Origin of the sequence: Ruminococcus flavefaciens AE3010 (genome assembly GCF_000526795.1) — a bacterium.
Taxonomy (GTDB): Bacteria; Bacillota; Clostridia; order Oscillospirales; family Ruminococcaceae; genus Ruminococcus; species Ruminococcus flavefaciens_D.
Genome location: NZ_JAGT01000001.1, coordinates 509,095 through 523,442, shown reverse-complemented (window position 1 = coordinate 523,442; position 14,348 = coordinate 509,095). Strand labels below are relative to the sequence as shown.

The following is a 14,348-nucleotide window of genomic DNA, read 5'->3' as shown; positions in this document are numbered from 1 at the left end:
CCATATGGACGGCTTTCAATTTTATACGTTGTAGATGATCTCGGAATATGCGGGGATAGGCCATTTTGAAGCAGGCATGTTTAGTTCGATCTCGTCAGCAATACTTCTCATTATATCCATTTCAGCAAGCACCTTGTCATGGAAGAATTCAGCCTGTGCCTGAATCTCCTTGACAGCGTTTGCTTCGGTAATACGCTGTTCGAGGCGCTCGATAGAGTCATACAGATTATCGGCAAGCTCATTTAGCTTCTTTGCGATCTTTTCATCTGTATTGCAGGTGAAGCCTATCTGCTTCTTTGTAGCGATAGACTCGCAAAGCGTCTGAACATGTTCCATAGTTGCGGGAAGAAGCTGCTTTCTTGCCATTTCAACCATGGTACGAGCCTCGATACGGACTGTCTTGGAGTACTTTTCAAGGTGTATCTCGGTTCTTGCGGCTACCTCATTTTGGTTGTATATCTCAAACTTGCGGAAGATACGGATATTCTTCTCGTCTGTGTAGTGAGGCATACAGTCAACGGTAGAAGCGTAGTTGGGAAGTCCCCTTCTCTCGGCTTCCTTTACCCATTCTGCCGAATAGCCATCGCCGTTGAAGATGATCCTTCTGTGATCCTTTATGACGCTCTTGAGGAGCTTTCTAACCTCAGCATCAAAGTTATCTTTGCCCTTGAACGGCTCAAGTATTTCAGTGAACTGGCTGAGCTCCTCGCACATAATAGTGTTGAGAAGGACATTAGGACAAGCGATATTATCGGAAGAACCGACCATTCTGAACTCGAAACGATTTCCTGTGAATGCAAAAGGAGATGTTCTGTTTCTGTCAGTAGAATCCTTTGGGAATGATGGAAGTGCATCAACACCTATCTTAAATGTACGTGTCTTGGTCTTGTACTCGCCGTCTTCCTCAATAGCCTGTAATACAGCTTCAAGCTCTTCACCGAGGAACATTGAAACGATAGCAGGCGGAGCTTCGTCAGCGCCAAGTCTGTGGTCATTGCCTGCAGAAGCTGCGGAAAGTCTCATAAGGTCAGCATATTCATCAACACCCTTTATAAGAGCGCAAAGTATGGTCAAGAACTGGAGATTATCCATAGGAGTATCGCCGGGATCAAGAAGATTCTGACCGTCATTTGTTGACATAGACCAGTTGTTATGCTTACCCGAGCCGTTTACACCCTCGAAAGGCTTCTCATGAAGGAGACAAACAAGACCGTGCTTGAGAGCTACCTTTTCCATAACTTCCATTGCAAGCTCATTCTGGTCTGTACCGAGGTTTGAAGTTGTGAATATAGGCGCCATTTCGTGCTGCGCAGGAGCAACCTCATTATGCTTAGTCTTTGAGTATATGCCAAGCTTCCAGAGCTCCTCATCAAGGTCTGCCATATAAGCGGCAACTCTTGGACGGAGATTTGCGAAATACTGGTCGTCAAGATCCTGTCCCTTTGGTGGCTTAGCACCGAAAAGTGTTCTGCCTGTGAGTATAAGATCCTCACGCTTGTCAAATTTCTCCTTATCTATGAGGAAATACTCCTGTTCCGCGCCTACAGTCGATGTTACTCTTGTAACTTTGTCATTGCCGAAAAGCTTCAAGAATCGAACAGCTGTCTTGCTGAGAGCCTGCATTGAACGAAGGAGAGGTGTTTTCTTATCGAGAACTTCTCCTGTATATGATACAAATACTGTCGGGATATAAAGGCTGCCCTCTTTTACGAAGCAGTAAGAAGTAGGATCCCATGCTGTATAGCCTCTGGCTGAGCTTGTTCTTCTGAGTCCGCCCGACGGGAATGAAGAAGCATCAGGTTCGCCCTTGACAAGAGCCTTCCCTGAAAACTCCATGATAGCCATACCGTTAGGTGCAGGATTTATGAAGGAATCGTGTTTTTCGGCTGTTGAACCTGTCATTGGCTGGAACCAGTGAGTGTAATGTGTAGCGCCTCTTTCTATTGCCCATTCCTTTATGGTATTTGCAACTACATCTGCTGTTTCCATATCGGCAAGGGGCTCATTGTTCTGCATTGTTCTTTTAAGTGCCTTGTAGACATTCTTGGGAAGTCTTGTTTTCATTACTTCCTCGTTAAAGACATTGCAGGCAAAAATCTCGGGAATGTTAACTGACATAATCTTTCCTCCTCAGAGCATTTCCGCTCCTAAATACAATACTCCATTATATTTTTAAATTATACCACTACAGCGGTGATTTGTCAATATTACATCAACTCAGGCGGGTTACTTTTTCTTCTTGATACAAAATATATGTACCTGAATGTTAAAAAAGGTATATTTTGACAATCTATAAAAATAACCTCGGAAAAATCCGAGGTTATTAGTCATATAACAAAATTTAACGGCATACCGTTTTTCATTATTGGGTGCAGTTCTCCCTGAATAAGAGGCATAAGATAATCATATGCAGGAGGAAGAACATTGTTGCCTTCCTTATTTATCCACTCACGCGGGAAGAATTTTTCGCGGTTAGCAGCCTTTGCAGCGTCTACCATATCTATTCTGTAGCTGTACGGCATATTTGACTCCCTTACAAATGTCATCATACAGCCGGATTTTCCCTCAAGGCCTGCATTTACAGCTGCCATGCCGATTGCCTCTGCTGATTGTATATCCTCTAAGGAGGCTATATGCGAGCTGCATCTTTGCATAACGTTAAGCTCTATAGAACGTACCTTGCAGCCTATTTCAGCGCCCACCAGTTTTTCGAGAAATTTGCCGATTCCTGAAAGATATGTATGTCCGAAAACATCTTTCTGACCTGACTGGTATTCTTCTGCCGCAAACTTGCCCTCAGCTGTTTTCACGCCCTCTGAAACAACTACAATAACAGCTCGATGTTTTTTCATCTGTTCCTTTACATCTCTGAGGAAGCCCTCAATGCTGAATGTTGTTTCGGGAAGATATACCAGATGCGGAGCACTTTCACCATTGGCTCTGATGCAGCATGAAGCTGCTGCAAGCCAGCCTGCGTGACGTCCCATTGTTTCGATTATCGTTACCGACGGGATACTGTAAACATTACCGTCACGGGTTATCTCCTGTACTGTTGCAGCAACATACTTTGCAGCTGAGCCAAATCCGGGGGAATGATCGGTTTCACAAAGGTCGTTATCAATTGTTTTGGGAATACCGATTATTTTTATATCGTCAATATTGTTTGCACGGAGATATTCTGAGTACTTTGCAACAGTATCCATTGAATCATTTCCGCCGATATAGAAGAATAAGCCTATATCACGCCAGCGAAGTACTGCCGTTATTTTTTCATAGACCTCAGTGCTCTCAGTGTAGCTTGGAAGCTTTTTTCTGCATGATCCAAGAACAGCGGAAGGTGTTCTAAGAAGAAGCTGATAGCTTACGTCGCTGTTGATCTTCTCTGAAAGATCTACCATCTGATCATTGATGATACCCTCGATTCCGTTTAAAACGCCAAATATCTTATCGATCCTGCCGCTTTTTTTACCTGCATTGAAAACACCTGCCAAAGAAGCGTTTATAGCGCAGGTAGGACCTCCTGACTGTGCAACTGCAATATTCATATTTAATATTTAGCTCAGCAAAGAATGTGAGCCGTCCCTCCCATATATTTAGCCGCATGGCTTCAATTATATTATATCATGATAAATAATATTTTTCAATAAGTATAAAATCCAAAAAACAGCAACGCTAAAGCGCAATATTTGAAAAAAACAGCAATTTATGCACAACTCATATACGTTCTGTTATATTAAATTGAAATGTAACAGTGCGTTTTTTATTCCGTCCTCTTCTATAGCAGACGTTATATACGATACATAGGGATAGATCTTCTCAGCTCCGCCCATTGCAATACTATTCGGAACAGCTTCAAGCATAGGAAGATCGTTCATGCTGTCCCCTATTGCATAAGCATTTTCCATTGGGATACCAAGTCTTTTTAAAACCATATCTATACCCGTTGCCTTTGAATAACCAAGCGGTACATTCTCGTAGAATCCGCTGCCGCGGTCGATGATAGAGAAATTCTTACCTATTTCACGGTTAAACAGTTCCATATCACTCTGAGGATTTACCCAAATAACAAATTTGTCAAATCCGAAATCTTCGTCCTCTACCCTGCCACTTATGTCTATACCCGAATCTACGAATACATCCATAAATTCTTTTAGTCCGTCCGTCATAACAGCTGAGTCGTCAAAAAAATACCCTTCCGAATGTTCATATACAGGCGTAACATTGCATTTTCTCATAAGTTCTGCTATACTTCTGCACTGATCCTGCGGAATGGTCCTCGAAAACATAACTTCTCCGTCGTATTCGATATATGTTCCGCAGCCGCATATGTATCCGTCAAATCCAAGCTCTTTGACTCTGTCGTTTATATTAAAAGCAGTTCGTCCCGAATTAATAAAAGTCAGATTTCCTTTTTTGCGCGTAAGCTCAATAGCTTCACGTGTGCTTTGGGGAATAATAGCTCTTGCATCTTCTGTTACAAGAGTACCGTCAATATCGAAAAAAATTACCGATCGCATCATTAACACTCCTTAATCATTAACAATAAACATTATATTACGAAATAACGGCATTGTCAAGAAATTTCAGAGTTGCAAACAGTAATTTAAAATGATATAATATATCTGAGGTGATAGTAATGCTTCATATTTATTACGGAAACGGAAAAGGGAAAACTACTGCTGCAATAGGTCTTGCTGTACGTGCAAGCGGTGCATGTCTTAAAACAGCCGTATTTCAGTTTTTGAAAAACGGTTCTTCCTCTGAGATATCCGTTCTGAAAAATATTGAGAATATTGATGTGATATGCTGTGAAAAATGCAGCAAATTCACTTTTTTAATGAATGATAAGGAACTCAGCGCAGTTACCGAAGAGCATAACGAAATGCTCAGAAGAGCGGAAAAAATACTAATAGACGGTGACGTTCAGCTTATCGTACTTGACGAATTCCTTGATGCATACAATAAAAAGCTCGTTGATACAGAGCTTGCGGATAAGATTATAGATAACATGATAAGCAAATGCGAGGTAGTTATGACGGGACGCGCTCCTTCGGATAAGCTGATTGAAGCTGCTGATTATCTGACTGAAATGAAAGCTGTAAAGCACCCATACAATAAGGGAATTTCTGCAAGAAAAGGTATAGAATACTAAAGCTGCCGCATAAGCGGCAGCTTTTTATGTCATATCTTTCAGCTCTTCAAAAAGAGCGATGTCTTCGGAATTAACTTTAAGATTTGTTATTATCGTCTTTTCATCACTTTCGGGAGGAATTACCTTTATCTCGATAATACTCCCCTCTCTGACCGAGCCAACGGCAGCTTTAAAGAAAAGCGGCAGCTTCGGATGATTCTCCTTGAACCTATCAAAAAGTGATTTCAGCTTTATCATATTCATTGGATTCATTCTTTTCACCTCAAAGATATTATAACATATCCCGAAGAAATTTTCAATCCGTTTTTTCAAGACTTCCTCTTTTAATGAGAAACTGCGCACATAAACCTGTGAACGCTCCTGCGATACAGCCTGCTGTAAGCAAAAACGGATATACAGAGATGACCGCAAAGGACCGCATAACGAGAACAGCAACTATGATCTGTCCTGTATTATGCAGTATCGCGCCTAAAATACTGCTGAGCCAAATATACTTCAAAGGAACGATACGTTTGACAAGCAGCATACCTACAAGACACATAACAGCACCGGCCATGCTGTACATTATAGCTGCTATATTACCTCCGAAAATGGCGCCAAGCAATACTCTTGTCAATACTATGGCAGCAGTTTCCTTTGCAGAATACTTATAAACAGCATATACGGTAACGATGTTTGCAAGTCCAAGCTTAACGCCCGGAATAGGTATGATGTTCGGTATCTGAAGCTCGATGATGAATATTATGAGCGCCACAGCTGTTAAAAGTGCAAGTTTAGTGATTCTGCGTGCTTTCATTCTATTTATTCTCCTTATCAGCAAATCTGATGACAAGTCTGTGCGGCAGACATACTATAGGTACACTTTCAGAGCGCAGAATACCTGTTTTTACACAGGTCCTGTCAGGACAATCCGCATCGCATATCGATATCTCTCCGTTTTCGATCTTTACTTCATTCCAGCCGCCGTCAGCAGCTTCTATACAAAATGTCCTGTTCTTTTCGACTGCAAGGTCAAATGAATATATGACCTTATTGTTCTGAACTATCTCCACATAGGTCTTATCAGTTTTCCTCAGACTTAATAACACCGCAGTAAGAGACACTAAAAATATCAGACCAACAGAAATAATAAGAGCTTTCAGTCCTTTAGTCAACAGCAATCACCTCAGCAGTCATGGAGCTAATATTTTGGAAATTATCAGCAATCCCTTTCGTATAGAGAATTTTTTCATCGTCTGTAACAAAGATAAAATCGTAATCGGCATACTCTTTTATTATATTTTCATATCCATCTTCTCCTGCAACAAAAAGTGCTGTTGAAAGGCAGTCGCAGTTAAGTCCGTTATCGCCTATTACTGTGACCGAAACAAAGCCGTTATCAGCAGGATACCCATCAGCAGGATCAATTATATGCCAGTATTTTTGACCGTAATCATCAGTGAAGAATCTTTCATAGTTGCCCGAAGTTATTACAGCCTTGTCCTTTACCTCAACAACGCACATATCTGTATCGGGAGAAAAAGGGTCACGTACCGCAACTTTCCATGCCGAGGCATCAGGCTTGCTTCCAATTGCCTGAACATTACCTCCGAGACTTACTATTGCCGAATCGATACCATGTGACTTGAATATTTTCATTATTTCGTCACCTGTATATCCTTTTGCAAGTGCTCCAAGATCAATCTCGGAATTATAAGGAATTGAAACAGAATTCCCATCAATCTCGATTTTTCTGTAATCCACATTACTCAGCAGTGTATCGAGCTTAGCTTTTTCTGGTATATGATACTCCCCTGTTGTAAATCCCCATTCTTTAAGAATAGGAAAAACAGTAATATCAAGGGCTCCATTGGTGCAGCTGCCGACTTCGATCGCTTTTTCAATCAGTACAGCTGTGTCATCGCATAGCGCGACCTCATTTCCGTTGGAATGATTTATCTTCCATATATCGCTTGTCTCAGATGTAGCTGACAATTCCTCTTCAAGCTTATGTATTCGATTTTCTGCCTCTTCAAGAGCTGTTTCAGCTTCTTTGCCATAGGCTTTCATATTCATATATGTATCCATTGCAAATACATCACGGGTCACAGCTTCGTAAGTTTTTCTATCATCGTTATTCGTGCTGCCGCAGCCGACAAAAAATGCAGACGCGGCAAACAACATTAATATCAGGCTTTTTTTTACTGACATAAGTGCTCTCCTAATTTAAACTCAAATAATTATACCATTTTTTGTTAGTATTTGCAACCACATAAGTAAACCAAATGCAACAAAAAAGCGGATCACTTGATCCGCTTTTAATATTACTTCTTGAGGAGACTCTTTCCTGTCATTTCAGCAGGCTGAGGTACTCCCATGATATCGAGCATTGTAGGTGCAAGGTCTGCAAGAACGCCGCCTTCAATAAGCTCACCCTCTACACCGACTGCAATGAGCGGAACAGGGTTTGTTGTATGAGCTGTGAAAGGACTGCCGTCAGGCTCCATCATCTTATCAGCGTTACCGTGATCAGCTGTAATAAGAGCAGCACCGCCCTTTGCAAGTATCTTGTCTACCATACGTCCTACGCAGGTATCAGTTGCCTCAACAGCCTTTACAGCTGCATCGAATATGCCTGTATGACCTACCATGTCGCAGTTTGCGTAGTTGAGTATGATAACATCATACTTGTCTGAGTCGATCGCTTCGCATACAGCATCGCAAACCTCATAAGCGCTCATTTCAGGCTTGAGGTCGAATGTTGGAACGTCAGGCGACTTGATAAGAATTCTGTCTTCGCCCTCGAACTGCTTCTCTTCACCACCGTTGAAGAAGAATGTAACGTGCGCATACTTCTGTGTCTCAGCAATACGGAGCTGTGTCTTGCCAAGCTTTGCAAGGTACTCGCCCATTGTCATTGTGAGCTGCTCGGGAGGATATGCAACTGATACATTTGGCATTGTTGCATCATATTGAGCCATGCATACAAAGTTAACATTAAAGAAGCCGTTTCTTCTCTCAAAACCGCTGAACTCAGGATCAACGAATGAACGTGTGATCTGTCTTGCTCTGTCAGGACGGAAATTGAAGAAGATAACGCTGTCGTCAGCCTTTATCTGAGCGCCGCCCTCGATAACAGTAGGAAGCATGAACTCGTCAGTAACTTCATTAGCGTAGGAGTTCTTGATAGCCTGTACAGGATCTGTTTCCTTTACGCCCTCACCGTAAACCAGTGCAGCATAAGCCTTTTCAACTCTGTCCCAAGCGTTATCCCTGTCCATTGCGTAGAAACGTCCGGAGATAGTAGCTACCTTGCCGAGGCCGATCTTGTTGAGCTCTGCAACTGCTTCTTCCATATACTCGGCAGCAGACGAAGGCGGAACATCACGTCCGTCAAGGAACGCATGGATATAAACCTTGTCAAGACCGTTTTTCTTAGCCATTTCAACGATACCGTACATGTGCTCCATATGGCTGTGAACACCGCCGGGTGAAAGAAGTCCCATAAGGTGGAGGGCGCTGCCCTTTGCCTTGCAGTTATTCATAGCATCAAGGATAGCCTTGTTATTGAAGAAGGTGCCGTCCTTGATATCCTTGGAGATCTTAACGAGCATCTGATAAACGATACGTCCTGCACCGATATTGGTGTGACCTACCTCAGAGTTGCCCATCTGTCCGTCGGGCAGACCAACGTCAAGTCCGCTTGCGCCGATTATAGTATTGGGGCACTCAGCCATGTATTTGTCTATGTTGGGCTTCTTAGCGGCAGCGATAGCATTGCCGTATGTATCGGGATTGTAGCCGAAGCCGTCCATGATTATAAGTGCAACAGGTTTTTTTGACATTATAATTTTCCTTTCATACATAAGGGCGGAAAATATCCGCCCTCATAAATATAAACTTTATCAGCCGTTTACAGCAGCCTGTACGATTACGTTAAAGTCCTCAGCCTTCAGTGAAGCACCGCCGATAAGACCGCCGTCGATGTTGGGCTTAGCAAGAAGCTCGGCAGCGTTCTTAGCATTCATAGAACCGCCGTACTGGATAGTTACAGCGTCAGCTGTAGCCTGATCGAAAAGCTTAGCAAGCTGTGCACGGATAAATCCGCAAACTTCCTCAGCCTGATCGGGAGTAGCTGTAAGACCTGTACCGATAGCCCATACAGGCTCATAAGCGATAACTACATTCTTTACCTGCTCTGCTGTCAGTGACCAAAGGTCGAGCTTGATCTGACGAGCGATAACTTCCTCAGTGATGTTGCACTCGCGCTCCCATTTGAGCTCGCCAACACAAACGATAGGCTTGAGACCTGCTTCAAGAGCAGCAATAGTTCTCTTGTTAACAGTCTCGTCTGTCTCGCCGAAGTACTGTCTTCTCTCGCTGTGACCGATAACAACGTACTCAACGCCAAGCTCTGTGAGCATATCAGCAGAAATTTCGCCTGTGAAAGCGCCGCTCTTCTCAAAGTGAACGTTCTCAGCACCGATCTTTACGTTGCTGCCTGCTGTTGTGTTGATAGCTGTTTCAAGGTTTGTAAAAGGTACGCAAGCGATTACCTCGATCTTACCCTCAGCGTTTGCAACGAGGGGCTTGATAGCCTCGAGAAGTGCCTTTGCCTCGGGACGAGTCTTGTTCATTTTCCAGTTACCTGCGATAATAGCCTTTCTTAATGACTTGTTCATGTTAATTAACTCCTTTTATCAGAATTTGATTTCGTCTTCATCGTCGTAGTACGGCAGCATATCCGGCTCGCTTTTATAAGAGCTGTTACCGTTGTTGCAGCCTATTTTTACGCCTTTCTTTATTGGAGAAAGGAAAAAACCTAAGATGATGCCTGCAAGGAAGCTGCATACAGCAAACAGCCATATAGCTGTACCGCTGCTTTTGAGTTCCTCAGTAAATTTGCATGTGCAGTTACATTTTTTCATAATCGTATCCCCATTTATCACAATAAGGGCGAATATCTCTATCCGCCCGATTGTTTATATTCTTACTTTTCAGCGATAGCTGCAACGCCTGGGAGTACCTTACCCTCAAGGTATTCAAGTGAAGCACCGCCGCCTGTTGAGATGTGGCTCATCTTATCAGCAAAGCCGAGCTGGATAGCAGCTGTAGCAGAGTCACCGCCGCCGATGATAGTTGTAGCATCAGCCTCAGCGAGAGCCTCACAAACAGCAACTGTACCCTTCTTGAGTGTTGGGTTCTCAAATACGCCCATAGGTCCGTTCCAAACAACTGTCTTAGCAGACTTTGCAGCCTCAGCAAAGATAGCAGCTGTCTTTGGTCCGATATCAAGTCCCATCTTGTCAGCAGGGATCTTGTCAGCGTCAACGTAGTCTACAGCGATCTCAGCGTCGATAGGATCAGGGAATGAAGCAGCGATAGCTGTATCAACAGGGAGAAGGATCTTCTTACCGAGCTTCTCAGCCTTTGCAAGCATTTCCTTGCAGTAGTCGAGCTTCTCTTCGTCAACCAGTGACTTACCGATAGAACCGCCCTGTGCCTTTATAAATGTGTAAGCCATACCACCGCCGATGATAAGTGTATCGCACTTTTCAAGGAGGTTAGAGATAACGTTGAGCTTATCAGCTACTTTAGCGCCGCCGAGGATAGCAACGAACGGTCTCTCTGGAACCTCTACTGCATTACCGAGGTACTGGATCTCCTTCTGCATGAGGTAACCAACAGCTGTCTCCTTAACGAACTTTGTAACGCCTGCTGTTGAAGCATGAGCTCTGTGAGCAGAACCGAAAGCGTCCATTACGAATACTTCGCCGTCGATAAGGTCAGCAAGCTCCTTGGAGAACTGCTCACCGTTCTTTGTCTCCTCGTCGCCGCGGAAACGTGTATTCTCGAGAACTACGATATCGCCGTCCTTCATAGCTGCAACAGCCTTCTTAGCGTTGTCGCCTACAACTGTATCGTCAGCTGCGAAGATAACATTTGTCTTAACGAGTTCGCCGAGTCTCTTAGCTGCGGGAGCAAGAGAGAACTTAGCCTCAGGACCGTTCTTTGGCTTGCCGAGGTGTGAGCAAAGAACAACCTTTGCACCGTTCTCAACGAGCTTATTGATAGTTGGGAGAGCAGCCTGGATTCTGTTATCGTTTGTGATAACGCCGTCCTTCATAGGAACGTTGAAATCAACTCTAACGAGTACCTTTCTGCCCTTAACGTTAATGTCTTCTACAGTAACCTTGTTTAATCCTGCCATGGGTATGACATCCTTTCGTAATATAATACATTCTTAGCTGTTGTTATAATATTAACAACGTACATTTCTATTTTACACTATTCTGAAAGATTTTGCAAGCTTTTCCGTAATATTTTTCAAGTTAAAGATGTAAAATTTTTGTAGCAGGCTCAAAAAAGGCAGAAATGTCCACGAATTCGGGCGTTTATTTGACAAAACTGCGTGTGTAATGTATAATATTATTTGCAAAAATCTTATAAAAGTATTCAAGGTGAAAATGATGAGCAAGTACATTTCGATAAAAGACCTGTTTGAAAGGCATGCAGATCCTGAAAATGCCGCAGCTATGTCAAAATATATGAAAAACAAATTCGTATTCTATGGTATACCCTCGCCTGAGCGCAAGGAATTATATAAAGACTTCATCAAATCAGAGAAAAAAGGAAAAACAATAGACTGGGATTTCCTTGATAAATGCTATGAAGATGAACACAGAGAATTACAGTATCTTGTTTATGATTATCTTATTGCTATGAAGAAGCACCTTACTTTTGAAGATATTGAGAAAATAAAGTCTTATATTACCGCCAGATCATGGTGGGATACTATTGATTTTCTTTGCAAAGTCATCGGTGATATCGGTCTGAGAGATAACAGAGTCGGCAAAATTATGATAGAATGGTCCGAAAGCGATAATATCTGGCTGAAAAGAACAGCTATCCAGCACCAGCTGGCATATAAAGAAAAAAACCGATACCGAGCTGTTATCAAAAATAATACTCAATTGCCTTGGTACCGACGAATTCTTTATAAATAAAGCTATCGGATGGGCGCTGAGGGAATACTCAAAAACAGCTCCCGCTTGGGTAAAGAGCTTCATAGAGCGAAATAAAAGCGCTTTAAGCAGCCTGAGTTTAAAAGAAGCAAGCAAATATATCTAAAAAACAAACCCGAAAGCAGGTCGTATGGCTTGCCTTCGGGTCATTTTTATATTATTTTACTTAAATACTGCAAGGAGGAAACCTGCTGCGATAGCAGAACCAATAACGCCTGCTACGTTCGGGCCCATAGCGTGCATGAGCAGGAAGTTTGAAGGATTAGCCTTCTGACCTTCCATCTGAGATACACGAGCAGCCATAGGAACGGCAGAAACACCTGCGGAACCGATAAGAGGATTTACCTTGCCGCCTGTGACCTTGTACATGATCTTGCCGACAAGAAGTCCGCCGACAGTTGAGAAGCAGAATGCTGTAAGACCAAGAACTATGATCTTGATCGTCTCAAGTGAAAGGAATCTGTCAGCAACCGTTGTTGCACCAACAGAGATTCCGAGGAATACAGTTACGATGTTCATAAGAGCATTCTGTACTGTATCGGAAAGTCTCTCTGTAACTCCGCACTCTCTCCAGAGATTACCGAGCATAAGGCAGCCGATAAGAGGAGCGGTTGACGGGAGAAGAAGAATAACAAACATTGCAACGATTATCGGGAAAATGATCTTCTCTGTCTTGGAAACAACTCGTGTCTGCTCCATTTTTACCTCTCTCTCCTTCTTAGTTGTAAGGAGCTTCATAAGAGGCGGCTGTATCATAGGGATAAGAGCCATGTATGAATAAGCTGCGATAGCAATGGCACCGAGCAGATGAGGAGCAAGACGTGTCGTCAGGAATATAGCAGTAGGACCGTCGGCACCGCCGATGATACCGATGGAAGCTGCTTCACTGCCTGTAAATCCGAGACATATAGCTCCAAAAAATGCGAGGAATACGCCCATCTGAGCAGCAGCGCCCAGGAGAAGGCTCTTAGGATTGGAAATGAGCGGACCGAAGTCTGTCATAGCACCAACGCCCATGAATATAAGTGAAGGGTAGATACCTGCCTTAACACCCATATAAAGGATATCAAGAAGTCCGCCGTGAGCCATAATGTGTCCGTAGCTGTGGTGGAACTCACTGCCTTCATCGAGGAACTGATCCCAGAGATCAAGGTGATAAAGTGCATCGGAAGTGTCGCCGCCTATAAAGTATGAAAGGTTAACGAGAAGACAGCCAAACGCAATACCAACAAGAAGAAGCGGTTCAAACTTTTTCTTTATTCCGAGGTAAAGAAGGACGCAGGCAACAAAAATCATTATGAGATTTTTCCAGCCTCCGTCAATGAGAAAGCTATGGAAGCCAGAGCTTTCCCAAAGGGTCTTTAGGGTTTCGAGAATGTCCATTTTCTGTCCCCCTTATGCTATAACAACAAGAGGAGCGCCAGTATCAACAACTGCTCCCTTGCTTGTAACGACCTGAGCAACTGTGCCATCCTTCGGAGCAACGATCTCGTTCTCCATTTTCATAGCCTCAAGTATAATGAGAATCTGACCTGCCTTTACTGTATCGCCCTGAGCTACGTCAACTCGGAGGATATTTCCGGGCATAGGTGCTGTTACTGTCTCGCCTGCTGCAAGATTTACAGGAGCGGCGGGTGCAGCCGCAGGAGCAGGAGCTGCTGTCGGAGCAGCGGCAGCAGGAGCTGCAGGTGCTGCCTGAGCCGGGGCAAGTGCTTCATATTCTTCAAGAAGAACAGCTTTTCCCTGCTCTACCTCTACTTCATAGGTTTTACCGTTAAGTGTAACTTTATATTTCATGATTATTTGACCTCCTTAATGGAAATAAAGTGCAGCTCATTGAGCGGCTTCTGCATTTTATCGGCAACGATAGCCATTATCATTGCAGCTTCCTTATCAGGAACGTCAAAGAGCTTGACATGACCTGCTGAGCCCGGTGCAAGAGGAAGCTCTGCCTTTGTTTCAGCTGCAGGAACTGTGGGAGCAGCCTTTTTTGCAGCAGCTTCTGCGGCAGCCTTTGCTTTTGCGTCCTTGGATTTGAAAATAGATCCTGTAATATACAGAACTATCATAAGACACACAAGTCCTGCAAAAACAACAGCGTATCCGAATAAAGCGGTTACTGCTGCGTCGCCGACAGACATATCGTCAACAGCCTGAGAAGCGGCAGAAATCAAGAGATTATCATACATAAC

Annotated in this window: 17 protein-coding genes; 3 read left to right on the top strand and 14 right to left on the bottom strand. The window is 43.4% G+C overall.

Going from position 1 to position 14,348, the window contains the following annotated elements; translation table 11 throughout:
- Positions 1-21: 21 nt before the first annotated feature.
- The 3 genes from N774_RS0102330 to N774_RS0102320 form a co-directional block, all read right to left on the bottom strand.
- On the bottom strand, positions 22-2,118 hold the full coding sequence (locus N774_RS0102330) for a glutamine synthetase III (RefSeq protein WP_024859692.1): 2,097 nt from the start codon (positions 2,116-2,118) through the stop codon (positions 22-24).
- Between the two features lie 209 nt (positions 2,119-2,327).
- Entirely contained in the window at positions 2,328-3,545 is a 1,218-nt protein-coding gene (locus N774_RS0102325) for a 6-phosphofructokinase (RefSeq protein WP_024859691.1), read from the bottom strand.
- A 183-nt stretch (positions 3,546-3,728) separates the two neighbouring features.
- Complete coding sequence (locus tag N774_RS0102320) at positions 3,729-4,517, bottom strand: HAD-IIB family hydrolase (protein WP_051463363.1); 789 nt, start codon at positions 4,515-4,517, stop codon at positions 3,729-3,731.
- 119 nt (positions 4,518-4,636) lie between these two features.
- Here N774_RS0102320 and N774_RS0102315 point away from each other — a divergent pair, with 119 nt between their 5' ends.
- Positions 4,637-5,152 (top strand): cob(I)yrinic acid a,c-diamide adenosyltransferase, encoded by a 516-nt coding sequence (locus tag N774_RS0102315; RefSeq protein WP_024859689.1) that lies wholly within the window; start codon positions 4,637-4,639, stop codon positions 5,150-5,152.
- Positions 5,153-5,176: 24 nt separating this feature from the next.
- Here the strand turns inward: N774_RS0102315 and N774_RS0102310 are convergent, their stop codons facing one another.
- The 8 genes from N774_RS0102310 to N774_RS0102275 form a co-directional block, all read right to left on the bottom strand.
- Positions 5,177-5,395: a hypothetical protein gene (locus N774_RS0102310; RefSeq protein ID WP_242836542.1), complete on the bottom strand. Its 219-nt coding sequence runs from the start codon at positions 5,393-5,395 to the stop codon at positions 5,177-5,179.
- Between the two features lie 52 nt (positions 5,396-5,447).
- On the bottom strand, positions 5,448-5,948 hold the full coding sequence (locus N774_RS0102305) for a Gx transporter family protein (protein WP_024859687.1): 501 nt from the start codon (positions 5,946-5,948) through the stop codon (positions 5,448-5,450).
- Position 5,949: 1 nt separating this feature from the next.
- Positions 5,950-6,306: a NusG domain II-containing protein gene (locus tag N774_RS0102300; RefSeq protein ID WP_024859686.1), complete on the bottom strand. Its 357-nt coding sequence runs from the start codon at positions 6,304-6,306 to the stop codon at positions 5,950-5,952.
- Positions 6,299-7,342 carry an FAD:protein FMN transferase gene (locus tag N774_RS0102295; protein ID WP_024859685.1) on the bottom strand — a complete coding sequence of 348 codons (1,044 nt, stop codon included), beginning with the start codon at positions 7,340-7,342 and terminating at the stop codon, positions 6,299-6,301. The genes N774_RS0102300 and N774_RS0102295 overlap by 8 nt, the downstream gene beginning before the upstream one ends.
- Before the next feature lie 113 nt (positions 7,343-7,455).
- Positions 7,456-8,976 carry a 2,3-bisphosphoglycerate-independent phosphoglycerate mutase gene (gpmI, locus tag N774_RS0102290; protein ID WP_024859684.1) on the bottom strand — a complete coding sequence of 507 codons (1,521 nt, stop codon included), beginning with the start codon at positions 8,974-8,976 and terminating at the stop codon, positions 7,456-7,458.
- Between the two features lie 60 nt (positions 8,977-9,036).
- A complete protein-coding gene (gene tpiA, locus N774_RS0102285) occupies positions 9,037-9,813 on the bottom strand; it encodes a triose-phosphate isomerase (protein ID WP_024859683.1) in 777 nt (258 codons plus the stop codon).
- 18 nt (positions 9,814-9,831) lie between these two features.
- Positions 9,832-10,059, bottom strand: a complete 228-nt coding sequence (locus N774_RS0102280; protein WP_024859682.1) for a hypothetical protein — start codon at positions 10,057-10,059, stop codon at positions 9,832-9,834.
- Positions 10,060-10,121: 62 nt separating this feature from the next.
- Positions 10,122-11,342, bottom strand: a complete 1,221-nt coding sequence (locus N774_RS0102275) for a phosphoglycerate kinase (protein WP_024859681.1) — start codon at positions 11,340-11,342, stop codon at positions 10,122-10,124.
- Between the two features lie 256 nt (positions 11,343-11,598).
- Between N774_RS0102275 and N774_RS16660 the strand changes: the two genes are divergently transcribed.
- Together N774_RS16660 and N774_RS19695 are read left to right on the top strand one after the other, a co-directional pair.
- Positions 11,599-12,138 (top strand): DNA alkylation repair protein, encoded by a 540-nt coding sequence (locus tag N774_RS16660; RefSeq protein WP_242836540.1) that lies wholly within the window; start codon positions 11,599-11,601, stop codon positions 12,136-12,138.
- Positions 12,059-12,262, top strand: a complete 204-nt coding sequence (locus N774_RS19695) for a DNA alkylation repair protein (RefSeq protein ID WP_347496229.1) — start codon at positions 12,059-12,061, stop codon at positions 12,260-12,262. The genes N774_RS16660 and N774_RS19695 overlap by 80 nt, the downstream gene beginning before the upstream one ends.
- Positions 12,263-12,318: 56 nt before the next feature.
- Here N774_RS19695 and N774_RS0102265 read toward each other — a convergent pair whose 3' ends face one another.
- Genes N774_RS0102265 through N774_RS0102255 form a run of 3 tightly spaced genes read right to left on the bottom strand, consistent with a single transcriptional unit; the run spans position 12,319 to position 14,345 of the window.
- A complete protein-coding gene (locus tag N774_RS0102265) occupies positions 12,319-13,539 on the bottom strand; it encodes a sodium ion-translocating decarboxylase subunit beta (protein WP_024859680.1) in 1,221 nt (406 codons plus the stop codon).
- A gap of 12 nt (positions 13,540-13,551) precedes the next feature.
- The gene (locus N774_RS0102260) at positions 13,552-13,953 is read right to left on the bottom strand and encodes a biotin/lipoyl-containing protein (protein ID WP_024859679.1); all 402 of its coding nucleotides are present in this window, start codon (positions 13,951-13,953) and stop codon (positions 13,552-13,554) included.
- A gap of 2 nt (positions 13,954-13,955) precedes the next feature.
- Positions 13,956-14,345 (bottom strand): OadG family transporter subunit, encoded by a 390-nt coding sequence (locus N774_RS0102255; RefSeq protein WP_024859678.1) that lies wholly within the window; start codon positions 14,343-14,345, stop codon positions 13,956-13,958.
- Between the last annotated feature and the right edge of the window lie 3 nt (positions 14,346-14,348).